General features: G+C 56.2%; 13 protein-coding genes. 2 read left to right on the forward strand and 11 right to left on the reverse strand.

Annotation, left to right across the window (positions count from 1 at the left end; all coding sequences use genetic code 11):
* Positions 1 to 203: 203 nt before the first annotated feature.
* The 6 genes from zapA to H581_RS36650 form a co-directional block, all read right to left on the reverse strand.
* Positions 204 to 2,972: a cell division protein ZapA gene (gene zapA, locus H581_RS0122445; protein ID WP_028611968.1), complete on the reverse strand. Its 2,769-nt coding sequence runs from the start codon at positions 2,970 to 2,972 to the stop codon at positions 204 to 206.
* 101 nt (positions 2,973 to 3,073) lie between these two features.
* Positions 3,074 to 5,515 carry a phenylalanine--tRNA ligase subunit beta gene (pheT, locus tag H581_RS0122450; protein ID WP_028611969.1) on the reverse strand — a complete coding sequence of 814 codons (2,442 nt, stop codon included), beginning with the start codon at positions 5,513 to 5,515 and terminating at the stop codon, positions 3,074 to 3,076.
* Between the two features lie 24 nt (positions 5,516 to 5,539).
* Positions 5,540 to 6,574: a phenylalanine--tRNA ligase subunit alpha gene (pheS, locus tag H581_RS0122455; protein WP_028611970.1), complete on the reverse strand. Its 1,035-nt coding sequence runs from the start codon at positions 6,572 to 6,574 to the stop codon at positions 5,540 to 5,542.
* Positions 6,575 to 6,983: 409 nt separating this feature from the next.
* Entirely contained in the window at positions 6,984 to 10,016 is a 3,033-nt protein-coding gene (locus H581_RS0122460) for an Npt1/Npt2 family nucleotide transporter (RefSeq protein ID WP_169507539.1), read from the reverse strand.
* 5 nt (positions 10,017 to 10,021) lie between these two features.
* The gene (locus H581_RS0122465; protein ID WP_028611972.1) at positions 10,022 to 10,519 is read right to left on the reverse strand and encodes a GNAT family N-acetyltransferase; all 498 of its coding nucleotides are present in this window, start codon (positions 10,517 to 10,519) and stop codon (positions 10,022 to 10,024) included.
* Positions 10,520 to 10,554: 35 nt separating this feature from the next.
* A complete protein-coding gene (locus H581_RS36650; protein WP_028611973.1) occupies positions 10,555 to 13,302 on the reverse strand; it encodes an adenylate/guanylate cyclase domain-containing protein in 2,748 nt (915 codons plus the stop codon).
* Positions 13,303 to 13,512: 210 nt separating this feature from the next.
* Here H581_RS36650 and H581_RS37365 point away from each other — a divergent pair, with 210 nt between their 5' ends.
* Both H581_RS37365 and H581_RS0122485 read left to right on the forward strand, forming a co-directional pair.
* Positions 13,513 to 13,899, forward strand: coding sequence for a DUF4280 domain-containing protein (locus tag H581_RS37365; RefSeq protein ID WP_084134728.1), 387 nt, complete (start codon positions 13,513 to 13,515; stop codon positions 13,897 to 13,899).
* A gap of 1 nt (position 13,900) precedes the next feature.
* Positions 13,901 to 15,688, forward strand: a complete 1,788-nt coding sequence (locus H581_RS0122485; RefSeq protein WP_028611975.1) for an MORN repeat-containing protein — start codon at positions 13,901 to 13,903, stop codon at positions 15,686 to 15,688.
* A 71-nt stretch (positions 15,689 to 15,759) separates the two neighbouring features.
* Here H581_RS0122485 and H581_RS35055 read toward each other — a convergent pair whose 3' ends face one another.
* The 5 genes from H581_RS35055 to H581_RS0122510 all read right to left on the reverse strand — a co-directional run bounded on the left by H581_RS35055 (position 15,760) and on the right by H581_RS0122510 (position 25,757).
* Positions 15,760 to 16,404 carry a DUF7010 family protein gene (locus H581_RS35055; RefSeq protein ID WP_051251225.1) on the reverse strand — a complete coding sequence of 215 codons (645 nt, stop codon included), beginning with the start codon at positions 16,402 to 16,404 and terminating at the stop codon, positions 15,760 to 15,762.
* 114 nt (positions 16,405 to 16,518) lie between these two features.
* On the reverse strand, positions 16,519 to 18,192 hold the full coding sequence (locus tag H581_RS35060; RefSeq protein WP_051251227.1) for a hypothetical protein: 1,674 nt from the start codon (positions 18,190 to 18,192) through the stop codon (positions 16,519 to 16,521).
* Positions 18,193 to 18,219: 27 nt separating this feature from the next.
* Positions 18,220 to 20,325, reverse strand: a complete 2,106-nt coding sequence (locus H581_RS0122500) for a phage tail protein (RefSeq protein ID WP_028611976.1) — start codon at positions 20,323 to 20,325, stop codon at positions 18,220 to 18,222.
* 33 nt (positions 20,326 to 20,358) lie between these two features.
* On the reverse strand, positions 20,359 to 22,623 hold the full coding sequence (locus tag H581_RS0122505; protein ID WP_028611977.1) for a putative baseplate assembly protein: 2,265 nt from the start codon (positions 22,621 to 22,623) through the stop codon (positions 20,359 to 20,361).
* A gap of 38 nt (positions 22,624 to 22,661) precedes the next feature.
* On the reverse strand, positions 22,662 to 25,757 hold the full coding sequence (locus H581_RS0122510; RefSeq protein WP_028611978.1) for a baseplate J/gp47 family protein: 3,096 nt from the start codon (positions 25,755 to 25,757) through the stop codon (positions 22,662 to 22,664).
* Positions 25,758 to 25,770: the final 13 nt, after the last annotated feature.

A 25,770-nucleotide genomic window follows, 5' to 3' on the forward strand; every position in this document is an offset into this window, starting at 1 on the left:
CTAGAGCCGGACATTAGGATAGGAATGAGCTGACAGCACGCATAAGACGACTTCCGCATGGCTGTGGAGCCGTCTTTTTTGTTGTTTGTCGAAGCATCCGTAAAAAGGGAAAAAACCCGCAAGAAGGACACCATCGCATAGAGGTGTCCTTCTTGCGGGGCCGTCTTACGGTCACCGGCTGCCGCGTGTTGTACAGCAGCCGATCAGCTCTGCTCGATCAGCTCAATCCATTCGTTATATTCCGTTTGCAGCTTCGAATATTCATTTTTCAGCTTATGGTGCTGCTCGAGCAGCTGCTTATGATCCTCAGCCAATTTCTCGGCCGCGCGAGCCGCTTCATCCCGCTCGAACGCCAACGCCTCGGCTTCGCCGGCAGCCGCATTACGTTCGCGGGCCAATTCCTCAGCTTTGCGTGCCGCTTCATCGCGCTCTCTCGCAAGCTTGGAGGTATTCTCGGACAGCTCCTCCTTCAGCTCGGAAGCGGCGGCTGCCTCCTGCATCGCCTGCTCAAGCTTGCTGCGGAGCGCTTCTTCCGCTCCTTCTCTCGCCAGCTTCTCCAGCTCCAGCTGCTTCGCTTCTGCCGCGGTCTGCTCCGTAAGCTGTTTCTCCGTCTGGAGCAGCTCGCTCAGTTCCCGTTCCCGTGCCGCGGCCGCTTCCAGCTGCTGAGTCGCAATACGCTCGCGGGCTGCAGTCAGTTCCAGCAGCCCGGTCAGCTCCTGCTCGCGGGCGGCGTTCAATTCAAGCTGCTCCGACAGCTCCCGCTCGCGGGCGGCGAGGAGCTCCAGCTCCGCCTTGTAAGTCTGCTCGCTTTGCGCGGCGGACGCCGCTATATGCTCGATCTGCGCAAGCTGCGTCTTCAGCTTATCGATCGTAGCCTCATAGTCATGCCGCTGCTGGAGAAGCAGCTCTTCATGATTAACTTCCAGCTGCATGATCTGCTCTTCCTGATTGGCTTGAAGCTGCTTTAGCTGCTCGTCCTGTTTCGCCTTAAGCCGTTTCACCCTCTCTTCGTACTCCGCGGCTTGTTCGTTATACTGCTCCTCATAAGCCGCTATTTGTTGGTTATACTGGACATCCAGACTAGCCTTATGCTGTGCCAGACGCTCCTCGTAGTCTTCCGCCTGCTGATTGAACCGCTCGTCAAATGCTGCTTTCTGCTGGTCGAGCTGTTCATCGAGACTGGCCTGAAGCTGCTTCAATCGATCTTCGTACTCCGATGCCCGTTCTTCATAACGCTCAGCCTGCTGCTTAAGCAACGCCTGGCGCTCCGAAATCATCTGCTCGGCGCTTGCTATCCGTTCGGCTTCCAATTGCTCATACCGTTCCTTGCTTTCTGCGGCCAGCTGCTTGAACAGCTCGTCATTCTCTGCTTCGATGAGCTTAAGTTGTTCTTCCTGATCCAATCGCATACTGCGTACATGGTCCGCTTTCTCCTGCTCAAGCGCTTGCAGCTCCAGACGATGCGCCTCCGACAGTTCATCCCTCTGTTTCTCAAGCTCCGCCTGCAGCGCAATACGGAACTCTTCCTTCTCATTCCTCCGAGCAAGCTCAAGCTCTTCCTGCTCCAGCTGCAGCTGAAGCAGAAGCTCTTCGTGCAGCTTCTGCTGCTCTTCGAGCTTTAGCAAACCGGCTTCCAGCCGCTGTTCTTTTTCCTTCGCCTCTTTCAGCTGGTTAAGCAGCTCCGTTGCCCGCTGGTCTGCCGCAGACACATGGCTGCGTTCATGAGCAAGCTTCCGCTCAAGCTCATTCATCAGCTCTGAGGCGCCGCTGCTTTCCTCGCGCAGCTGAGCAAGCTCCATATGAACCGCTTCCAGCTTGCTGTTGGCAAGCTGAAGCTGCCGTTCTCTATCTTGGCTTTCCTGCTCCAGCTGCGCGTATGAGGTGCGGAAGGTTTCTTCCTGCTCCATCGCCCGCATCAGCTGCTCGTCCGCAGCCGCGATTCGCTGCGTAAGCGCTTCTTTCTCCGCGGCCCATCCTTGCTGAAGCTCTGCAATTTGCCCCTGCAGTCTTGCTCTTTCCTCCAGCCAGCCGTTTCTCCGGCGTTCCAGATCCGAACGAAAGGCTTGCTCCTTCTCCGCCGCCTCAAGCTTCCAAGATTGCTCCCGCTCCTCGCTTATCCGTTCCTGTTCCCGTCTCTCAGCTTCTGCTCCAGCAAGCCAAGCCTGCTCCCGTTCGTCCCACTTGCTCTGCCAGCCCGCGGCCAGCTCGGCCATTAAAGCTTCCTTCTCGGCAGCGGAGGCAGCGAGGGCGGTTTCCCGCTCAGCCGCAGCAGCAGCCAGCGCTTCCTCCTGTGCCAGCTTCAGCGATGCTAATTGCTCGCTTTTCCCGCGCTCAAGCTCAACCCGCTCCGTTTCAAAAGCTTGCAGCTGCGCCGCCAGCTCCGCTTCCTTCGCGCGGGCAAGCTCGGACAGCTGCTCCTGCTTCTCCTTCGCCAGCTGCGCGAGCTGTTCATCCTTTTTATTTCTCAGCGCCGCAAGCCGTTCGACATTTTCCTGCGTCAGCCTTATAATCGTCTCTTCCTGGGCCTTGATCGCTTCCGCCGCAGCGGCCTGCTGAGACGCAGCCTGCTCCGCAGCAAGCGCCAGCATTTCAGCCAGCTCCGCATCCGCCGCAGCCTTCGCCGCCTGAAGCTGCTCTTCCGCGGTCCGCTTAGCCTCGGCAAGCTCTCCCTGCAGCTTGACTGCCTGCTGCTGAACCTGCTCCAGCTGCTGCCGCGTCATGTGCAGCTTTGCTTCTTCCTCTTGAAGACGCGAATTGTCCCGTCTCAACCGGAACACTTCCTCCGTAATTTGCACGGCGGACAGCACCGCCAGCTTTGGCATATCCAGACGAGGGTAGCCCTTGGCCAGCTTCTTCATGCTCTCGTCGATCGAGCTGGCAACCCTCTTCATGTAATCCACGTTGGAATGACCTTTTAATTTATATTGAACCCCATATATATCAACCGTAACGACCGTTTGTTCAGCATCCATTATGGCGAATCCTCCCATTGTCCAAGTAAACCATAGAATTAAAAAAAGCCGCATCACAGCTCACTAGGAACTATTTCGATGCGGCTTAAGAAGTTTCCTGCTTACTTGCGCAATTCCGCCCCAAAAGATTGCTCCAATTGCGAAACAACCTTTCCGTGCAGTTCTGTTACCTCTTCATCTGTCAGTGTGCGCTCTTTATGACGGTAAACAAGCGACAAAGCGACGCTCTTTTTGCCGGCTCCAAGCTTCTCGCCCATGTATACATCGAACACCCGGACGGACTCCAACAGTTCGCCCGCTGTGCTCCATGCCGCACCGGTCAGCTTGGCGGATGCCACCTCTTGGCCGACGACCACCGCGATATCGCGCTGCATCGCCGGGTAACGAGGCAGCACTTTGTATTCGATGTCCGATGAGGCCAGCTCATAGACCAGATCAAGTCCGATTTCAAGCACATACGTATCTGCGAGATCCGCTTCCAGCTGCAGCGCCGGGTGGAGCTGGCCGACATAACCGATGATCTCATGCCCCTTTGGCGTATCCAGGATAACGGCTGCCGTACGACCCGGATGGAAGTTCTCAGGCTGGGCCGCCTCATAGGATACCTTATCCGTAAGACCCAGCACCGCAAACAGCGTTTCCAAAATGCCCTTCGCATCGTAAAAATCAACCGGAACCGCCTTCGTATTCCACTGCGCCTCGGTGCGGTTGCCCGTCAGCAGCGCTGCGAAGCGGTGCTTCTCCTGCGGCAAGCGCGTCAGCTGCTCCTCGTCTGTATGGAACACGCTGCCGATTTCGAAAATAGCGGCCGATTCGTTTTTGCGGTTGCGGTTATAGGCAGCCGTCTCAAGCAGCTGTGCGATCAGAGTCGTCCGCAGCACGCTGCGGTCCTCGCTCATCGGCATCGCCAAGCGGACAGCCAGCGTTTCCTCCGCCATTGACGGGAACAGCTTCGTCCTGGCCGGACCGGTGAACGAATAGCTGATTACCTCGTGAAGACCCGCATCGGTCAGGCGTTTGCGCAGCTCGCGCCGGATCGCCTGCGGCTTCGTTAACGAGCCGGGTATCACATCGCCATGAATAAGCGTCGTCGGAATGTTGTCATAACCGTACAAACGGGCAACCTCCTCGATCAAATCGACGGAACGGGTAATATCGCCGCGGCGAGAGGGCACATTAACCGAGAATACATTGTTGCCGGATAATTCATAGTCAAAATTCAAGCGGCTGAAGATGGTTTGCACCTCAAGTCTCGAAAGCTCGGTGCCCAGGAAGCCGTTAATTTTCTCAAGCGAGACATCCACTTGAACAGGCTGGCCTTTGCCCGTTGTCACTTCTACGATGCCTTCTGTTACAAGGCCGAGAGCCAGCTCGGCAATAAGCGCTGCGGCGCGGTCGAGCGCCGGAATCACTCTCGCCGGATCCACTTCCTTCTCGAAGCGAATGCTCGCATCCGAGCGCAGTCCAAGCTGGCGCGATGTTTTGCGGATCGTGCCGCCGTCGAATTTTGCCGATTCCAGCAAAATATTTACCGTTCCGTCCGTTACTTCCGTGTTAGCCCCGCCCATTACTCCAGCAAGCCCGATCGGCCTGCTGCCGTCGGTAATCAGCAGCATATGCGGCTCCAGCCTGCGCTCCTGGTCATCCAGGGTGACAAGCGTCTCGCCGGCCTTCGCAAGCCGAACTTCAATGCGTCCGCCCGGAATGCGGTCCGCGTCAAAAGCATGCAGCGGCTGGCCGTATTCCAGCATGACAAAGTTCGTCACGTCCACGACATTGTTGATCGGGCGCACGCCAGCGGCCATCAGGCGGTTTTGAAGCCACAACGGAGACGGTCCGACCTTCACATCCTTAATATAACGTGCGGCGTAATGCGAACAGTGCTCCGGCGAGCTGACCTCGACCGATACGAGGCTGTCGGTGCGGATCGCCGTATGGTTAACCGAGCTGTCAGGCAGACGAACTTCACGGCCGGTCAGCGCTCCAATCTCGTATGCCGCTCCCAGCATGCTGAGGCAATCCGAACGGTTCGGGGTAAGATCAAGCTCCAGCACCTCATCGTCAATGTCAAGCACATCAACGATCGGCGTTCCGATCTTCACCGTCGCCGGAAGCACCAGAATGCCCTCCTGCTGCTCCTTCGGCAGCAGCTTCTCGTTCAATCCAAGCTCCTTCGCCGAGCAGATCATCCCTTGCGACTCCACGCCGCGCAGCTTCGCGCGTTTGATCTTGAAATCGCCCGGCAGGACGGCGCCGATCACGGCAACGGGAACGTGCTGGCCGGCATCGACATTTTTGGCCCCGCAGACGATTTGAAGCTCTTCGCCGGTACCGACGTCCACCTTACAGACATTCAGCTTATCCGCGTCGGGATGCTTTTCCTTCGATTTCACATAACCGGCGACAACGCCGGTTACGCCTTTATTCCGGGATTCGACGGCGTCGATTTCAATGCCGCCGCGCGTCATTTTCTCCGCCAGCTCAGCTCCCGTGAAGCCGGACAGATCGATATATTCGCTTAACCATTTATAGGATACGTTCATCTCTCTTCTTCCCTTCTCTCTTCGTCACATTCTCGCAAATTGGTTCAAGAACCGCAGATCGTTCGTATAGAAATGACGAATGTCGTCAATGCCGTATTTAAGCAGCGCAATCCGTTCCACGCCCATGCCGAAAGCGAAGCCGCTGACCTCTTCGGGATCGTAGCCGCCCATTTCGAGCACGCGCGGATGCACCATGCCGCAGCCGAGAATTTCGAGCCAGCCCGTCTGCTTGCACATCCGGCAGCCGTGACCGCCGCATTGCACGCAGGTTACGTCAACCTCGGCGCTAGGCTCTGTGAACGGGAAGAAGCTTGGGCGGAGGCGAATTTGGGCCTGTGCTCCGAACATTTGCTGCACGAACTGCAGCAGCGTTCCTTTCAAGTCGCTCATGCGGATGTTTCTGCCGATCACGAGTCCTTCAATCTGATTGAACTGGAACGAATGCGTCGCATCGTCGTCATCGCGGCGGTATACCTTGCCCGGGCAAATGACTTTGACCGGCGTTTGTCCGTTCATCTTCTTCATCGTGCGCACCTGGACGGGCGACGTGTGCGTGCGCATCAGGATGTCGTCGGTTACATAGAACGAATCCTGCATATCGCGGGCCGGATGGTTTTTCGGCAGGTTAAGCGCCTCGAAGTTATAATAATCCTCCTCGACCTCAGGTCCTTCCGCAATGGTATAGCCGAGTCCGATGAAAATATCTTCGATTTCCTGCGCCGCCTTATTAAGCGGATGTATGGATCCCGTCGGCAGCTGTTTCCCGGGCAGTGTGACGTCCAGCGTCTCCGCAAGAAGACGGTTATTCGTCTCCGCTTGCTGGAAAGCTTCCTGCTTCTTCTCGATCACGGATTCAATCGCAGCGCGGACATCATTCGCTACCTGCCCGATCAGCGGGCGCTCTTCGGCGCTCAAGCCGCCCATCCCGCGTAAAATCTCGGTCAAAGCGCCTTTCTTGCCCAAATATTTGACGCGCAAATCATTCAGCTGCTGCGGTGATTCCACCTGTTGAAGCTCCTGAAGCGCCTCGCCGCGCAGTCCTTCCAATCTTTCCTTCATCACTCTTCGCCTCCGGTTTATCGAATAACAACAAAAAAAGGCCCTTTCTCCCTGAAGGGACGAAAGAACCGTGGTACCACCCTAATTCGGATTACATTCGTTCATCCCTGCACGCCGCGATCCCTGTCGGTTAACGCATCGCATGCCGAAACTCCTTGTAATCCCTTAAGCCCCATAACGGCGGGAACCGGACACTCCCTACTCGCGCCTTGCGGCGGTTCAGGCGTCTGCTCCGGAGCGAACTTCGGCAGCCTTATTTCACAAAGACGCTCTCAATCTGCGGCGTCTTCTCCCTGTGCGAAAGCACTGCGTACTTTTCTCCATCATCGCTTTGCTGCGAATATGAAATAATAATCTATATTATATGCAATGTATCAGGCCGTTGCAACCGTCAGCCCGCTTTTTTCCGTCAGGAATCAATCTTCATCATCATTTCTTCCAGCAGGCGAATGCGGGCGAATGATGCGCGCAGCAGACCGATGCCGATTTCCGGATATAACCGGATGAGCCTGGATACATTCTCGCCCACCAGCTTAAGCGCCTTGACGTCTCCGAGAAGCGACTGCGCCGTAACCGTAGAAGCGGTGCCGTCAAGCGCCGATGTCACCCCGCACACCTCGCCGCCGCCAAGCACGCCGATCGTTCCTTCCCAGCCCGCAGCGGAAACGCTCGTCAGCTCTATGTTGCCGTCAGTGATAACATACATCGCCGGATTTGGTTCTCCCCGCCGCAGCAGACACTCGCCTTCCGGACAGACATACTCTTCCGCAATGCTGGCTATTAATCCGAGCTCCTCGAGCGACAGATCGGCGAAATAAGGAACCTGCCTGAGAAACAGCACCTTAGTAAGCCTGCTCATCAACTGCTGATCGTTCGACACGTGTGTTTCCTCCTCCGTTAAAGCCGCAGCGGCAATCTCGCGCCACCAATCGTCGCTGCTTCGCATCGCCAGCAGGAGCTGCGAACGCGCTTCATCTGTGGTGCCAACAGGCTTACTTTCTTCCCCGCGCTCTAATACGCTGAGCATAAATTGCGAGAGACGGCGGTCGCCCATCCCCTCGGCAAGCACCTCCCAGGCGTTGCTGCGAATTTCATCATCCTCATCGGCTGCGGCGCGTCTCACCGAGTCGACCGCCTGCTCATCGGCTAATCTTGCCAGGACCGCCCAGACTCCGTCAAATACAAAGTCCCGGACCTCCCGCCAGCGCAGCAGCGCCAGTTCAGAGAGTTTCTCCAGATCAAGCTGTTTCAGGGATACGGAATACGACGATGCCTCTTCAAGCGTGCTTAGACGCTGCAAGGCCGATTCTATAAGTCCTGTTCGGATCCGGTCTTCCGTTTGCAACGAGGACAGGGCGGTCACGACAGCTGCCCAGCTCTTCGGCGGCGCATCCGCCAAGCTGTCCCATAACGGACCGATCGCTTTCTCTCCCATATGAATAAAGCTTTCCGTCGTTGTCCGCAGCATTTCCTGATCCATCATAGGAAGCCGCTGCAGCAGCTTCGGAATAATCGACGTATGCTTCAGGCTCCCGAGGCAGGCGATTGCCGCTACGCGGGCCGCCGTATGCTCTTCGTCGACCAGTCTTTCCACCTTCGGAAAGAAGTCATCCAGCTTCAACTCGGCAATAACCCGGCAAATATGGACGGAAGCTTCCCCGCCCTCTTCCAATATCCGGTCGATCGCTTCCGCGCATGCCTCAAGGCTTGGCGCATGTTGAAACGAATACATCGCCTTTACCGCCTCCGCGATGACGCTCGGATGACGGTCCAGCAGCTTTTGCCGCAAGAAATAGAAGGCCTGATGCTCCATATGCTTCATTCTGCCGATCTGCCTAACGCCTTCAGCTCGCATCTCGTCATCCGGATCCTCCAGAAAGGCCGCCACCTTCACCATCGCCTGCAGATCCGCCTTCTCCAGATTCATCGCTCTGACTGCGGCAACGCGAATACGAGGGTTCGGATCGTCGATCAGCTCCAGCAAATCCGGCGCATCCTGCGGATTTTGCAGCCTGCCGATAATTTGCAGAGCAACCTCCCGCGCGGAATCGTGCGGATGCTTCAGCATTCGCCGGATTTCCGCCATCGCCGCTTCATTCCGGCTGAATTCATCGAACTGCTCTGTCAAATCATAGCCGCCGTTCGTCTGTACGCTGCCTACCAGCTCTCTCATATAGAACCGTCTGCCGAACCATGCAAGCACAAGCAGCACTGCCGCGCCGGCTAGTCCGACAATGGATAGAAGCGTCCAAGGGAGACCGAAGCCCGAATGAAGAAACTGCAGACCCGCGCCGATCAAAATGCCGGCCGAAGCGGCGATCCCTTGGGCAGCATACCGGTAGCTGTCCCGCTGCGCAAGCGGCAGCGTCTTAAAGAACAGCTGGTAGGAGGGCTCGGCGGAATAATACAGCAGTAAATACAGCAGCATATATCCGATCGAAATAATCGGAAGCGCCGCAGCTCCTCCGATAAAAATAACAGCGCCCAGAAACGATACGGCGTACACGCCCGCGATGGCGGTCAGCATTTGGCTTGCGCCAAGGCGCGCCATCAGCTTCCCCGATACGGTCTGAAGCAGGAAAGCCAGCACGAACAGCATCGTCGTGATCATCCCAAAAAACCGGCTGAACGCCCGCTCGTCCGGGAAGGAAAGCTTCGTCACGTTCAGAAACTCGTATTCCATCAGAAAATACAGCGCAGGCATCAGCGTCATTAACAAAATAACGGTCAGCAGAAAGGGCGAACGCAGCGCATGCTTGAACACCGCAGCGGTCGAAACCTGCTCCTCCTCCGCCGAATTCGCTTCCAGCTTCAGGGATAACGGTACCAAGTAAAGGTTAATCACCTTCCGGTAATTACCCCATGCGATAAGCAGCAGCGCGCCGCCTGCGGCATAAATGACCGCAGGCCCGAATGCGATGCTGATGAGCTGCGCAAGCAAGCCTGCCGCGACGCCTCCAAGCGTAGCCGAGCCGACGAACACGGGCATCAGCCGCTTGGCCTGCTGCGTCGAACACAGATCTATCGCAAGGCTCCACAATAGCAGGGTTTGCTGCCGCACGACGAAGTTCGAGGCAATAAACAAGATAGGATAGTACCATCTCAGCTCCATCCCGAAGCTTTGCAAGGCAAGCAATATCAAGGCGTTAACGATTACGATGCCCAGAAGAAGCCCGTACAGAACGCGCATGAGCTTCGGCTTGGGCAGCTTTGCAGCAAGCCAGGAGAGCAGCCACGCCTCGAGCGGCAAAATAATCGCTTCTGCCGCATAAACGTAGGGCAAATACTCGCTTCCGAAGCGTTGATTGAACAAGGTCATGAACCCGTTATAATTGAGCATTTCGGCAATGCCGCAAATAAAAAAAACAGGTGCCATCATCAGCAGCTTACGCTGGTCCTCAGGACGGGCACCGACAGCACGTAACATTCGTTCTACATTCATTTCGATTAAACCAGCTTTCGATAATAGATCAACCGGTCTTCCCCTTCGTAGTAATAGTCCGGGCATCTGCCGACAAGCGAGAATCCGCTCTTCTCGAACAACTGCCGTATGCGGGTATATTCAGGAAGGTCACAGGTATACGTAATGATATAACGCGCATGCATTGTCCGCATATAATGGAACATTTGCTCAATAAGCGAGTTGGCAACGCCGGTCTTGCGGAAATGCCGGTGCACGACGATATAGTCCCAGCTAAAACCGCCCGTCTGCTGTTCATTCTCGGCGACGCAGTTTATGCCGACGATCTGTCCTTCTTGATCCTCCGCGTACCAGAACAACAGCTCGCCTCTCAGCGCCTTATAGGGAAGCTCGCGAAAGTGAACAAGCTCTCCGGGCGTATAGCGGGTATCGTCAAAGGAGTAATCCGATAATAAAAAATCGACGATCCGTTCCGCTTCATCAGTCGTTGTTACTCGTTCTATCTGAAATCGCTGCGCCAGCATCCGATCCTCCTCCATCTCCTATTTAATGGATAGAACTATACGGCGAGCGTGCCGTTCCAGCCTTCAGCAGCGCCCTTCTGGTAATATTCGTCGCATAGATAGAAGTAGAGTTTAGCCGCTTTATCGAAACGATTGATCTTAATAACCTCGATAAACGTCTCCCTCGCATCGAAGAAGCGGCCTTCCTGACAGAGCATAATTCCCTTCTCGAACATCGCTCTCGTGCGGTCCTTCAGCTGGCGCTCCGATTCCACATCCCCCTCGTACACATCGACAAGCTCGATCGGATCATCCTTGCCGTCAATCCGAATGCGTCCCAGCACCCGGTAGCGGAAGCGCTCGGGGGAACGAAGCTGTTCGAAATAAGTGCGGGTTACAAGAATGGTAGCGCCCATCGCATCCGACATGCGCTCCAGCGCAGCGGTAATGTTGACATCATCCGAGATGACGTTGCCCTCCATCCGCTGCTCCTCGCCGACGATCCCGAGCATTAGCGGCCCTTTATGAATCGCCATGCCAAGCTCGACGGGCGCGAAGCCGGACGCCTTCAAGCTTTCGTTATACTTTACGAGCTCCTTGCGGATCGCGACGGCCGCGCGCAGCGCATCCTCATTGCGCGCCGGGAACAGCGCCATGAAGCCCGCGCCCAAGTATTTGCTGATCAGGCCTTCCTCCGTGCGGACGTAAGGACTGAAACGCTTGAGAAAGCCGTTCATGAAATCAAAGTTTTGCTTCGGCGTAAGCTGCTTCGACAGCTGGTGGAACGAGCGGATATTCGCGACCATGACGGCCATATTCTGCTGAACCTGATCGCCGAGGTGAATATCCGTTATGCCCTTCTTGCCCAAGTATTTGAAAATTTGCTGCGGCACGAACCGGTGAGAAGCTTCGCTGAACGAGGTAATATCCTTGATATAGGTCCGAATATGGTTCGCCATCCGGTTAAATTGTTCGCCCAGATCGCCTACCTCGTCCTGGGAACGGATATCGACCTTTACATCCCAGTTGCCGTCCGCCATTTCCATGACGCTTCTGCGCAGCTTCCGCAGCGACGACAGCAGGTAATAGGTAACGGCAAGAACAAGAATGATCAGGACAATGCCGATCATCACGATATTGTGCACCACGCTTTTGTATATCGTCTGATTGGCTTGATAGAGAACGTTCAAATCGCGGCCTGTCTCATAGATGCCGACGGCAGAGCCTGCAGAGTCATAGACCGGGCCGATCGCATACATCCACTTGCCGGTCGCATCCTCCCAGCGGCCGGTTAGAATCTCGCCTTTCTCCAGAACAAGCCGATTCTCCTCGCTGAGCGAGAAAGGCTTATACATATTGACGCCGTCATCATCGTCCATGATAATGTACAGCTCGCCGTTCTCGTATTTGTAAAGCGTGCTGTACAGCCCTTTGCGGTTTGCGTCGTTCTCTCCTTCGTACAGCGTGTTTATTTTACCGGAAATCGCTTGGTAGTCTTTGTTCCGGTAATCGTTAGGCGAGGTTATCCGATTCAATTGATCGCCGTTAATGATGTTCTTGCCGTTGCGCGCAAGCAGCGAGAGCTGCCGCTGCATCTCTTCCTCCATCCTGACGGAGAAGCTGTCGTAGATGAAATTGGATAATAGAATCATTGCGAGGATCAGTATAGGCACAATAGCGAATACTTGCTTGAAAAATAGAGAGATTCTCCCTTTCAGCACGTGTACGAATACCAGGCGGACCAGCGCCAATAAAATCACAAGCAGCAAAGCTGCGGCGAGCCAAGCAAGCCAGCTCTTCACAATCGTGCTGCGGTCATAGGCCAGCTTCTCCACTACGCTGCCGTCCGATTTATCCGAACTGATGCTTACGACCCGGTCGTCAAGCACCAGAATCATGTTTCCTGCAGGATCCAAGGTCAGATCCGCAATCTCGAGGACAGCGGCATCCGGCGCCTTTTCCTTTAAGAAGGCTTCGTCGATTTCGGTACGCAGCCCGCTTGAATCGGCCGCGGACATACTCGTAACGGCATTTACGAACCGATCGATGAAATACAATCTTCCATCCTGATGAAGCCGGAGGCTTTCCGGGAAATTTTTGCGGGTACGGTCCATTCCTTCCAGCGGATACGCCAGCTCGCTCGCGCCTTCCCGGCTTACGCGGAATATCGCTCCCCGCTTCGTCGAGTAATAAATATGGCCCGGCTCATAGCCTGTAATCTCCGATAAGAAACGATCCTCCGGCATTCGGAACCTTAGCATCTCCTCGGGTTTCCCGCCCATCGGAGATATCCGGTTCAACTGCACTTCCGTCTCTTCGCTTATGTAGAAATAAATGCTGCCGCCAGCGGCATGCAGGCCTTTGATCAGGCCGACGCGCTTATTCGTGCCGCTGCCCTTGAACGTATACAGGATCGTTTCATGCGGATCGTCAACCGAATATCGGACGATGCGCTCCTCCTGCACATACAGCCCATAACCGTCCAATACCGTGTCGAGAACATAAATCGTGCCGTCCTCCGCAACCGCAACTTCGGTAAAGTCATGTCTCGCGCCGCTGTCTATCGACTGGGTTATGACCTCTTCAATATCTCCGTCTCCGCCAATCCGCACAATTTCCTGGCGGGAATCGCCGATGACAATCAGGCTGCCGTCCGGGCCTGCCGAGGCCTTCGACAAGTAAGAGAGCGGCTTATCCTTTACGTACGGAAGAACCTGAAAGTGACTAGCGTTCGGATAAAGCCAGAAGCCGAGGCCAATCGCAATTATAAGCAGCAGCGCAATACCCCATGAGGACCTTCGCATGTTCACCATCGCTTTCCAAATGCTAAAATCTACTATTTCCATAGTACTACATGTTAAGCCGTTTGGCACTCTTTTACTTGGCGATAAAGATCAAAAATCAGCGGTTTTCAGCAGGTTTTTGTTGATGGCGATTTAGCCTTATAGTACTATGAATATAGTAGAAAACAGGAGGGGCATGCAGCCATTGCCCGCTCGCCCGAAAGGATCGTTATGGGACAACTTGTATGCGGCGGAGCTACGATGCAGTGCTCCTTCGGGGCGGCTCCGAGCACGTTGAACGTACTGCCTGCCAACCGCGTTCTGACCTCTTTACCCATCGCCAATATTATGGACAACAAGCCGATGGTTAACATTATGCCCTTCGGGATGTGCAATTCGATGGCTAATCCGATGGTCGCATCCGCAACCGCTGCCGCACTCGGCGCGCTAACGCCCATGCCCTGCGTGCCGGTTACGGCCGCTCCTTGGATGCCTGGCTCGCCGACAGTGCTCGTAGCCAACATGCCGGCGCTTAACAATTCATCCAAATGCATGTGTAACTGGGGAGGCGTCATCCAATTCGTAAATCCGGGACAAGTGGCGATACAGGTGCCATGAGATGATTGAACAAATACTGAAGCCGATTTTCAAACCGATCCAGCGCATGATCCTGAGACCGCTCAAGCGCGCCAAGACGCTGCCGAAGCGTGCGCTTGCCGCCCTGCGAAAGTGGCTGGTAAGCGCGATATTCGGCCCGCTCCGCTCATTGAACAACTATTTGCGGATCGGAAGCTATTATATCGCCAAGAAGCTCATCGCGTTAATTCTGGTTATTGCGCTGATCATCGTTTATTTCGGCTTTATCAGCCCGCCGGCTTTTATTAACAAATGGTTCGGGCGAACGCCGCAGCTCGAGGCTTCCGCTGCTGCCGCCAGCGGCTTTAACGGTCCAGCCTCGATTAAGGATGGGAAGGGCAACCTTCTATTTGAAGGACAGCTGGAGAACGGCTTATATACGGGTGCGGGCAAGCTGTATTACTCAAGCGGCAAGCTTCGTTATCAAGGCGATTTTGCCATGGGCATGATGGCCGGCGCCGGGGAGCTCTACGACGAGGATGGCGCGCTTCTGTATCGCGGCGAGTTTGCGGATGACCGTTACGCGGGCGCGGGAACGTTATTTTATCCGAACGGAAACCCCGTGTATGAAGGGCAATTTGCATCCGGGGCCTATGATGGCGCCGGAACGGAATACAAGGAGGACGGCACAATCGTCTATGCAGGCTCCTTCGTGAAAGGAATCTACAGCGGCGAAGGCAAGCTCTACGGCGGCGCTGATAAATTGATGTACGAGGGCTTGTTCAATAACGGCGTCTACGAAGGCGCAGGCAAGCAGTACGACGGCAACGGCGCCCTTCTATATGAAGGGAATTTCCTGGCGGGCAAGCTGTCGGGTGCGGGCAAGGAATATTATCCTTCCGGCTTCGTGAAATACGACGGCGCTTTCCTGTTAGGCAGCTATCACGGTATGGGAAGCCTGTTCAATGAAATGGGAACGGCCGTCTATGCGGGCTCCTTTGCGAACGGGCTTCAGAACGGCATCGGTCAAGCGTTCAACGCGGCTGGCGGCGTCATCTACGACGGTAAATTCGTAAGCGGCAAATTCGAGGGCGTCGGCACGTTATTCGATGCGGACGGCGCTCCGCTCTACAAAGGATTTTTCCGGGCTGGCTCGTTGTTCGCGGAAGGCTTCCTGAACCTCTCGCTCGCGAAGCTTCAGGAAACGCTGGGCGCTCCGGACGCTCCTGTCCCTGCAGCGGAAGAAAGCGATACCGGCCCGGTTCCCGGGGAAGAAGCCGCAACGGATGAAGCCGTGACGCTTCCGGAAGAAATTAATCCGGAGGAACAGAACGGGCAGCCGGCCTCTCCTCCCGCTGAAGATGATGCTGGAGGTGCAGCGCCTCCGGCTCCGGATACCGGCAGCGAGACAGAAGAAGTGCAGGCATTATCCGCAGGCGGGGATGAGGGGAACGCCGAATCCGAGACGGATGCCTCCGAAAGAGGCGGGGCCGGCGGCGGCGAAGTCGGGTTGACGGTGACCGATGCCGCGGCGGAAACGGTATTGCCGCAGACGCTCACGTTCAGCGCTCTGCAGATGTCGTTCATGCTTGAGCCCGACCCCGATAATCCGGAAGCTTCTTACGTGCGCAAGCTGACGACCTGGAACAGCACCGTCATGGAACAGACCTACGCCAGACTGCTGGCCGCCAAGACGGACTCCACGAAGGAAACGCTCGAGAACGGCCGATCCGCCCTGCTGTTCAAGTCGGGAAATGCGGTTCTATCGTTCATGATGAACAAAGACAAACCGGTAAGGCTTGAAATGACGTACATGGAAACGCAGGAATAAGGTCCATTACGAAAAAGTGGCTAAGCAGATAGACTGCTCAGCCACTTTTTCGATTATAATCTGGTTGGATTTTAACGCGGATGAAGTGTTTCTGTCCGACTATGTGCGGCAGTATTCAGCAATTTTTTGCCCATTAGCCATATGGACAGTCCCGTTGCCCACAGGATAAGAGCAGAACCGAGACCAACTACCGTCATGTACGTCAAAATCTCATGTCCTTCCAGCAAGACCTTCTCGGGCACAAACACCCACGTCACGATTGAGAGCAGACAAAGGAGCGCGCCGGTGACATGATACAAGCCGACCTTAAACAGCGGGGCTAGCGGGAAAAAATGAACGCCGACGATAATGGCAATGATGAGCGGAATAAGTTCCGTGTGCCGGACCGCGTTACAGATCGCAATCGCAATGGCAATCGCAATGCCTTCTGCCGCGAAGATGACATTGAACCGGAATCTCGTCCGGTTCCCGAATCTTGGGTCTGCTTCCGCCGACTGAACGGGCAGAGCCCGCGACGAGCGGATAAGATAGACTCCGCCAAAGACGAGGGCAGCGCCTATGGCCACTGCGGCAATTAAGAGCAGCGGGAGTCCCCATCCCTGTAGTCCCATGATTCCGGTATAAGCCCAAAGCGTACCGAAGACCGCCATAAAAAACACGCCCGATGCCGTTCCGCGCACGGCCGCTCCGGGGACGCCGGTTAATTTCTGTTCCATATTCGTAATTCCTTTCTATATCCATTTTTTTTGCAATCATCCTATTGCCAAATTATCGCAAATAGGCTGCTCATACAGGTCACGATTGTACCTTAACCGAGCAGCCTGTTTCTATTACGATTCCTGCTGCGAAGCAGCCGCTTCGGCAAGCCCGGACTCCAACTGATCGTCTTCCTGCAAAGCGGCTTGCGCGGCTCCAAGACTTTTAAACGCCCACCAGCGCACAACGATGACGGATGCGGAGGTTTCCGTTTCCCCCTGAAGCTTCATTCCGATCCGGAACGTCCCTTTCTCCGGGTAGACGATCGTGCCTAACGATACATTCGGAATATCCGGTTCAAATTCGGTGCCTTTGAATACATCGCTCTGACCGTAATATACCTTCTTCGTCGCCGCATCCTTCTCCGGCGTGAGCGGCTTATCCAGCTCCTCCAGCCCGACAACGACCGATACCTGCCCTTCGCCAAGACCGTGCCCGATTTCCTCGGATACATAGTTTTTCTTGCCGCGGGAGAAGAAGAAGCCTCCGGTTTTGCCGATGGATTCAAGCGCGACCTCCATCGTGCCGGTCGATATCTCATCATATAAATGCTGCGGGCGTGGAATGCCCAGATTAAAATCGAATTCGTTGCGATCCGGATGATATTGCACGTCCAGCGTAGGCTTGGCGTCAAATTCCAGATCATGCGTCTGCGCGCTTGCATAAAACCGGTGCAGCGCTGACGCGCGTCCCGTATGCGTCAGCCGCTGAAGCAGCGCCGTGCTCTCGATGAACTCGCCGAACGGCACGCGGTCCACCTTCTCGATCATATAGGTCGGCCCCATTTGGAGCAGACTGATCTTCGCAAGACAGATGCTTTGATCGGATGCGCCCTCGACGGCCTGCTCCAGGCTGCGTTCATGCCAATCTTTCAAAATCCGGTTCGCAACAGGCTCAGCCAGTACTTCAATCGCATGTTTCGCGTTCGTATCAAGCGGGATAGCAGCGTCGCCGATCGTCAGCTTCGCGGCCCGGTTCGGCACAAGGAGCTCTGCCACGCCGCCAGCCGTCTGAGGCGCTTTCACGTGGAAGCTGACCGTATATTCGGTTTCCTGCGCATCGCCGGGCTCCGTGAAGCTCACCTTGTTCTTATCGTTCCCCAGCGGCGTGAAGCCCGCCGCTTCATATTCGTATTCGAAAGCGATCCGCGGCGTCTGCAGCGTCTTCTCAATCACCAGCTTGACCTCAACCACTTCGCCGGCATTCGCGTATTTCGGCATGCGCTGCGTAATGCGTACGTTTGCGTCCTCATAGACCGTCGCGACATTTTCGAGCAATTGCACGAATTCGAACGAGGAAGGCGCCGGAGCCTCCTCCACGATAAACAAACGGTACGATTCCAGCACGCGGTTGTATTCGCTCACCTCGTCATTGCGGACGCTCGAATTGCCGACCGAATGGACCGGCTCTTTGCCCTTCTCGTCATAAGCAATGCACAGATAAACGTTTTTCTTATATTCATTGTTCGTAAAGCCCTCGATCATGGACAGCTTCAGCGTGACCGGAGACGGGATAACGAGCTCCCGCCCGATGTAATCGATGGCTACGCCCATTTCCACGGATATCGTTTTGTCGTCAACCGCCACGACCTGCATCCCCGACAATACGCCGCTGCCGTAGAGGAGACGGTTAAGCAATCTTCTTTTGTCGTTAAAATACTTCTGCTCCGATTCGAAATCGCGCACCGTCAGCAGCTTGCCATAAAAATAACGATTCCTTTCAAACGGATACAGCCTAGATTTTTTCACCTGTACCACTCCTTCTCGTTCATTCTATTATTCCAGCTCCGAATCCATTTCCAGGCGGGTATGAACATCCATACGCTTCTCCATCCCGACGTCGACGATCAACGTATCGTTAGGCATCGCGCGGTCCGGGTTCAGCATGAGCAATGACGGCTCTGTCAGCACCGTGTTGATGCCGAGGTACGTATGCAGATCCAAATACATCCATGGCTGAAGCAGAACAAGCTTGGCTTCCGTGAAGGCCGGCTTCTGTTCCTCCAGCAGCTGTTCGAGGACAACCCGCTGCTTCTCGGTCGGAGCCTGCTCCGGCCTGAGCAGCACGGTAAACGTATACGGATCGCCGCCGTACAGCCGGTCCGTCAGCTCCCGAAGCTCCGCATTGTCCCGCATCGCCTTCGTCTGAAAATATTCAACGATCAGCGGCGATATGCCGGTGTAGATTTCAATCGTTTTCATCAAGCCCTGACGCGTTCCCCGGTAGCGGTAAAGCTCCGGAGCCGCTTGAATGAACGCCTGAACCTGCTTATCCGTCCAATAATCGTCGGTCGTAAGGCCAACCCAGGCCGCAAGCCAGCGCAAATGCTCGCCGGTCGCCCTCTCCGGGTCCATATATTGCGACAGATCCGCTATTTCATCCTCGATTTCGGAAAATAACGTGCCGAATAATGATAAGTAACGTTCAAGAAAGTCGCGGCTCGCCGGGTCCTCTTGATAAACAGCCGGCAAATAGGAAAGATAGGTTTCCCTAGGAAAATATATGCGCATCGACTGGATTAACGGCGTATGACGCTCCGACGCCATCCATTCGATCTTCAGCCATAAATACCGGCCTTTGGCGCCGAAGAACAAAGCGTCCTTCGGATTAATGACCGGCGCAGACCAGTACGAGGCTAGACCCTTCAGCTTCTCGCGATAAGGAATAGTCGGGTCCGCGATCCAATCGTCCACCCTCCGATAGACGCCTCCCAGGACGCAGCTGTCGGTATTTTGGCTGAAATACGATATGCGAAGTTGAGTCCCGTCAGGGATAAAGGCATCGAGCAGCATTTTGTGCCAGACCGTATCCGCTTCCGCGCTGTCAAATGCGCGAGAGAGCCAGACGCCCTCGGGTACGCCGGTTTCCTTCATCGGCAGCGTCTGAGGCTGAAGGTTCAATATCGTGACGGTGCCCTCTTCGCCGGTCAAGATGTACATCCGGTCCTTCTCGTCGATCAGCAGCTGATCGGCCTTGCCGCGGAAGCCCGTAATACGTCCGATGACCTCGCCTCCCGCATTCAACTGCACGATAAACCTGTCGTCCTCGCTTATTTGGTCCAGCTGACGGGAATCGCCCGCATAGAGCTTCCCGCCGCTGTCCGAACACAATCCCGCATACGGCAGCGAAGGCAAACCGCGCTTAAAGCCCATTCGGCCGTTTGAACCGAAAGAGAACAACCTCGCATATAGCGTATCGAAAATATAAAGCTCCCCCGAGACCGCCGCCGTCATGAAATACGTCCGGTTCATATGCCTCAGCTTCGCGCGGGCGAGCTGTCCGAACGCCGGGTCGCTCCATACGCCCGCGACTGCTCCGCCATGCGTGAACTGGATAATGCCCAGCTTCGCGCCTTCGGGCACGGACGGTTCGTCGCCTACCGTATCCAGCTCCAGCGGGGTAAGGACATATACATAACGTTTGTCAGCGGCGATCGCAAGCGGATAGAGCGGAATCCCGTCCGCCTGGTCTCCGCCGCGCGTCCACATCGTCTGCCCGTTTCCGGTATGATAGGCGGCCACTGTGCGCTCGCTTGCAAGGTCGGCGGCAAACAGCAGCTCGCCTTCGGCCGCCAGCCTCGCATTGGGGCTGAACAAGCCGTGTCCTTGCGTGAACAGCCGTTTATGAGACGAGTTTCTGCGGTCGTATATCCAGAGATCGGCCCTCTCGTCCAGCAAATATAAATGCTCATGCCGCGAAACGGCCATTTCCTTAACGGGCGCGGTGCCGGCTAGCTCATTCAATAGCAGAGTTCCGGCAATTCCGTATTTATTGTCGCGGCGGACGCCGCAGCCCGCAAGCTGTGTCCCGACATTGTAGCCGGTGCCGAGCCGCCAATCTTCTTCGCGGTTTATCGAAAAAAAACGGTTTTGCAAGGTCATGCCGTACCTCCTTTGCTGCCGGTTCGCATCCTGCTAGAGATGGGTTCGACTAATGAGCTGAATATCATGCCGCCCGGAATAGACAAGGCCGTGCGGCGGTAAAATGACGTCGCCGCCCGCGCTTTTTTGGACATGGGGGCCATCCCCGTCCAGCCATAAATCCTGTACGTATACGACTCCGCTTCCTCCGCTTAACGCATTATAGATGTCGCCTTTGTAGACGCTGCGGCCGAACGTCCAGCCTTTGGCGCCTTGCTCGCCGTCGAGCGGTCTTAGCAGACGCTCTAACAGCTCGATCAACCGTTGTCCTTCGTCCACGAACTGCGGTTCGACGACGACGACCGCGTTGACCGTTACTTTGATGTAGACGGGCGGAATGACATGCACCTCCGTCGTCACGAGCCGCCGTGTATCGAGATGGCGCTTAACCGTTTGCAGAAAGCCCTTGCTTGGCGTCGGCGTCTCGCTAAGGCTGTATGGAACGACAACGACCGATACTTGGCCCTCCGCCTTGTCTCGCGGATAATCGGCGAGACCGGGCTTGAAGAGCGGGATCGCATGCACGCGCGACACCGCCGCCCCCGGCGTCTCGCGCGCGATCGTCTCGTAATCCTCGTTCGTCACCGCACGGAACGTTCGATGCAGTTCGGCCTGCGCGCGCTGAAGCGTCTCCTGAAGCGTCTCCGCATCTGCACCGCCTGCGGCGTAATTCGGGTTATCGACCGTGATGCCCAAGGCCCGCTGCCTCTCGTTTGCCCACTCCGAAATAAGCCGCGGCTTCACGTTGCCCCTTCCGCCGCCGCCAAGCTCGCAAGCGATCAGCACAATATTGTTCTCCGGCTGCGCCGGCGGAATGGCCCCGCGCTCTCCGTTCCCGAAATAGAGCAGCCGCTTCGCCGGGTCATATACGAAGTGGCGGTCTCCCGGACCCGAACGGTCAAAGTCGTCGACCCGGGTCCAGTCCTCCCATTTGTACGCGCCATCCGCTTCGGGTTCGCCGACCTGAAGCCGCAGCGCATCGCGTTTCTTGCAGGGCAGATGGTATAGCTCGAAATGCTGGCCCGGCAGGCCGTTGCTCCGTCCGGCAACGCGGTGGAGCTCGAAATCCGGCACGGAGGCGATGACCCGCACGGTTCGTCCCGGCGGCGGAACCGCGCCTTTTATCCCGTCGCCGAACCGAATCGTTACGCACCCGTTTGTTTCATCCTTCTTAATCGTATATAATCTCGGCGGCTGACTGTAAGCGGATGCCGTCTCCCAAGATTCGGCTTGCTGCCAATAGCGCCACGCTCCGTTTCCGTCTTGCACTTGAACGTAAATTCGGCCATACAAGGCCAAATATGTATCGATATGTATCTCTTCATCCGGGCTGCCGCCAACAGCGAAATCGACGGCTTCGCATAACGTATCCTTTTGCGCCGCGCCGACGGTATGAAGCATAATATGCCTGATGCGGGGTGGCATTTCATAGCCATCCTCTTCCACCGTACAGCAAAGCCAGTACCTTGCGCGCTCGCTTGCCGGATGAACCGTAACGGTCCGCATGGGCGATTTCACGCGAAAGGTCACCTCCCCGCTGAGCGTCAGGTGAAGCGTCTCGTCGGCAATCATGTCGACCGGCATCCAGCCTGCGGTGCCGGTCCCTTCATCCCGGCAGTAAGCCTTCCAGGAAAGTCTGGCGGAAGGAGAGATGGCCGACCGGTCGATGTATGCTTCATGCCCGGCCTCTTCGTTCATTTGCTTGCCCGCTTCCAGCAGCTTCACGTTTATCGTTATCCGCTCTTCCGGCCGAAGCTCCCGATCAAAGGATAGATAAAGCTTCGAGGCGGCCTTCGCCTCTATGCCGAACGCATAGAAAGGGACGTTCGCATGCTCGTTCGTTGCCGTTACATCATTGGCCTCCCGCTCCGTGCGGGTCACGACCCGATCCAGCGACAGCGGCACAAGCGGGAGCGAAGCGTCCGTCTCGAACATTTGGTCCTCCGCCATTAGCTTCGTGCCGCGCGGCAGCGTTACCGGCTTCGTTACGCCGGAGAACCGGACGACGGTTCTCGCCGAGCTCGCGTCCGCAGGTTCTACGCCGAGCAGGTCTAGAAATCTCCGGCGGTTACGGTCAGGAATCCGTCCGATATAATAACGCTGCATCTCCGTCAGCCAGGCGAACAGTTCGATGAACGTGATGCCCGGGTCATGCGCGTTCTCATCCGTCCATTCCGGAACCCGCTTCGGGATGAGCCTTCTGGATTGCTGGACGATCTCCGCATAAGTACGGTCGTCGAGCGGCAGCCTGGGCAGCATAAAATCTCTCCTTCTAAAAATAATCAAAAATATACAGCTTATTTAGGCGCCGGTATTGCCGTTACGAAATGGCTCCCGTTGATGACGATGCCGTGCATGACCTCGTTCATTCTCGCCGGATCCCATTCCACGCGGTTGCCGTTCTCCACCTTGACGACATGCAAGTACAGGCGCTCGATATAGAGCAGCGAACGGATGCCATGCAGCAGCGAATGCAGCACCGAAACGTGCAGCGCTTCGCCGATATTCCAGCCATTGCCGTCGGCATTGCCCGTAATCGGGTTTAAAAAAGCGTTCAGCTTGCTTACGGAAGCCATTTCGACCGGCACTAGTTCATCCTCCGAATCGGCAGCCACCGTCGCATGAACCGATATTTCCAGATAAGCCGGCTCAATGACGCGGATTGCCCCGCCTACCGATACCAGGTTCGACGCCGAACGCATGAGTTCGCGCTCCACGGTGCGGCGAAGCTCCGGAAACTGCGCGGCTGTCGCAAGCCCGCCGAACGGATAGGCGACCACCGTTAAGGAGCCGGGACAACGCTCCAGAAGCGCATTGCGGTTGCTTAAGCACTTCACCTTCGCAATCTGCGGATATGCCTCGCGCGCGATCCATTCCACATCCTTGGCCGTCACGGCCCGGCCGCGGTGCTTCAGTCGCTGGGGCCCGCGCACGAGCACCTGCTCGATCCGCTCCGCATCCCCGCCGCTGACGGACGGCGCCGGATTGCTAACGCCGCTTATAAAAGCATGCGGGACGACCATGCCTGTAATTTGCCCGGCCTCGACATGTCCGCTTGCGCCCGCCGTTGTTTTGAATCGGGCGCGCACCGTCTGAGGCGTATCCGACGAAGGCAGCCTCCCCCGCACGCCGTCGCCGAATTGCATGGTCCCTCCCGCATGGTCCGGGCAATAATGGCGATCTGTCGGTCCCGATTCCGCAAGCGAGCTGACAGGCTTCCAGCGAACCCAGAAGCGCTGGTCATTTCCGTCCCCGTCTCTCTCAAGCTTATAATCATCGGGATTGGAATCGACAAGCTCCAAGCGGTCGCCGGCAGCGATATGCGCAAGCTCATCGACCCATACCTCTTCTTCGATAAAGGCTGATGGCGATAACAGCACGAAGCCGTCCGCGGGAATGGTCAGCTCCTTCTCCTGGCTGATCTGCTGCCTGACAGAAACGGCATTCATATGCATGCTGGCGGCTACCGGATTATGCGGATACGCATCGCCGAGGCTGCTGTCCCGATTAACCGCCCGTATCCAATACCGCTCCTTCCCGAACAATCGGGCAGCCGTCATCGAAGGCGGTCCTGTCCATTGCAGCCCGCCGCTAATCGTGAAGGCTTCGGTTGTGTCGACCACCTTAAGCGGCTGCCATACCCATCTCCCGCCTTCCCGGCAGAGCGCCTCCCATTCCAGCCACGGAGGCTGACTGCGGGCCGTAAATCTTCTTTCCAGATCAATATGCAATCGTATCGGTCCTTTGATCGGCGCTGCCTGAAAGGAAGCGTACAGCGAAGGATGGCTGGTTGGAATCGGTTCGAACAGCTTAAACGGCCGACCGCCTTGCTGTGCCGGCGCCGTCCGGTCGCGATCATCCGCGTTGTTTCTTGTATACGCATGCTCCGGCATAAACAGCGTTTGCGTGCCATGCGCATACGACAGGGATGGCTGCTCGAGCCAGGGAGACATATACTCCACAACCGGCGCGATAATCGGATCGGTCTGCAGCACCCTGGCTCTGATCCAATAATCGAAGGAGCCGTTAACGAACGTCTGCGTCATATTCTCCGGGCATGTAAATGCGAGCGTGAAGCTTCTTGCTTCCTGCTCCGGAAGCTCGGCGAACAAATCCCCGTACGGCTCGCAGCCGGGCAGTCTCGCCCAATTGCTTCCGTCCCAATACTCCCAGATGACGCTGCGGATGCGCACGCGAGGCGGGTCCTTCTCCTCGAAGTCGGAGGTACGCATGACCATCTTCCATTTGACCTCCGGATCCTGCGCCATGCGCAGCCGGTTCGCGACCGCTTTCGCCGAGAAGGTCAGCTTGATCTTGCTCTCCCGCTTGGTGAACGCCTCCTCGCACGATAAATAGAAGACGGAATAAGGCATGAATTGCTCGCCGAACGGGTAGAAGCCGTTAGCAAGCAGCTCCGTATCGTTAAAATACAAAGCGCCCGGCGTTATGCCCGCTTCGTCGCCGGCCGCGTCATGTGCCGCGCGCAATCGCAGCTTATCCATCTCCAGAAACCTGCCGAGCAAGGGCGATGCTTGTCCGTCCAACTGCTTCACGACGCACCGGATCCACCTGCCGGGGATGCCCTCATGCTCGGTCGGTTCAATTCTTCCTATCCGCCGCTTATGTAGAATAACCATGTTTCCAGCTGCCGTAGCCGCATCGAACTTGACCCATTCTCCCTTGCAAGGGTAACTCCACTCTACCCACTCCGAGGCAAGAGATGCGGCAACTTCAGGCTCGGTATACCGTTTTTCCGTATGATATACGTTAAGATAAAATCGGTTCGGACGGTCCACGAGAAACAGATCGTCATGCCGGATAAACAAAGCATGCTCCTGCTCATTGGGCTTTGAGCTCGTATCGAATAAACCTACCGGCTCCGCATGCCCGTTTCTCAGCCGCTCCCCGTACTCCGTAGCTGCGGTAGAGATGCGATCCCGCTCGGGATGCACGTTAATCCATTCCATCAGCCTCGCAGGCGTCGCAAGCAGCGCCTTCTCAGACTCGAAGACAAGCGGCTCGCCGCCTTGCGGGTGAGGGGCCGTCAATGCGATGCCGGCAGGCAAATAGACCGGTTCGGCCGTTCCTTCGCTAAGCTGAACGACAACGTAGGCGCGGGCAGGCCTTGGCGGCTGCAGCTTCACCTGGATCAGATCTAGAAACGCGAGAAAATGATTAAGCGGCGCTTGGTTCAGCCGCTGCACCGTGTCCTCGAGCATCTCGGCGGTCAAATAGGCCAGTCCCGTCCCCGCATCCGGATCATCCTGCGAGAAACGCCATTCAGGCGTATAATGAGGCGCCATTTCCTTCAGCTTTGCCATGAAGGAAGATAGATTATGATGATTGATTTTCGGCGGACGGTTGTCACCGCCATTTCTTCCCCCGTGATTCATCGCGTCGTTCGCT

Origin of the sequence: Paenibacillus harenae DSM 16969 (assembly GCF_000422465.1) — a bacterium.
GTDB classification, from domain to species: Bacteria; Bacillota; Bacilli; order Paenibacillales; family Paenibacillaceae; genus Pristimantibacillus; species Pristimantibacillus harenae.

What these genes read in the sequence shown, in the direction of transcription:
- zapA (WP_028611968.1), bottom strand. Translation starts at nt 2,972, where the DNA reads ATGGATGCTGAACAAACGGTCGTTACGGTTGATATATATGGGGTTCAA.
- pheT (WP_028611969.1), bottom strand. Translation starts at nt 5,515, where the DNA reads ATGAACGTATCCTATAAATGGTTAAGCGAATATATCGATCTGTCCGGC.
- pheS (WP_028611970.1), bottom strand. Translation starts at nt 6,574, where the DNA reads ATGAAGGAAAGATTGGAAGGACTGCGCGGCGAGGCGCTTCAGGAGCTT.
- H581_RS0122460 (WP_169507539.1), bottom strand. Translation starts at nt 10,016, where the DNA reads ATGAATGTAGAACGAATGTTACGTGCTGTCGGTGCCCGTCCTGAGGAC.
- H581_RS0122465 (WP_028611972.1), bottom strand. Translation starts at nt 10,519, where the DNA reads ATGCTGGCGCAGCGATTTCAGATAGAACGAGTAACAACGACTGATGAA.
- H581_RS36650 (WP_028611973.1), bottom strand. Translation starts at nt 13,302, where the DNA reads ATGCGAAGGTCCTCATGGGGTATTGCGCTGCTGCTTATAATTGCGATT.
- H581_RS37365 (WP_084134728.1), top strand. Translation starts at nt 13,513, where the DNA reads ATGGGACAACTTGTATGCGGCGGAGCTACGATGCAGTGCTCCTTCGGG.
- H581_RS0122485 (WP_028611975.1), top strand. Translation starts at nt 13,901, where the DNA reads ATGATTGAACAAATACTGAAGCCGATTTTCAAACCGATCCAGCGCATG.
- H581_RS35055 (WP_051251225.1), bottom strand. Translation starts at nt 16,404, where the DNA reads ATGGAACAGAAATTAACCGGCGTCCCCGGAGCGGCCGTGCGCGGAACG.
- H581_RS0122500 (WP_028611976.1), bottom strand. Translation starts at nt 20,325, where the DNA reads ATGACCTTGCAAAACCGTTTTTTTTCGATAAACCGCGAAGAAGATTGG.
- H581_RS0122505 (WP_028611977.1), bottom strand. Translation starts at nt 22,623, where the DNA reads ATGCTGCCCAGGCTGCCGCTCGACGACCGTACTTATGCGGAGATCGTC.
- H581_RS0122510 (WP_028611978.1), bottom strand. Translation starts at nt 25,757, where the DNA reads ATGAATCACGGGGGAAGAAATGGCGGTGACAACCGTCCGCCGAAAATC.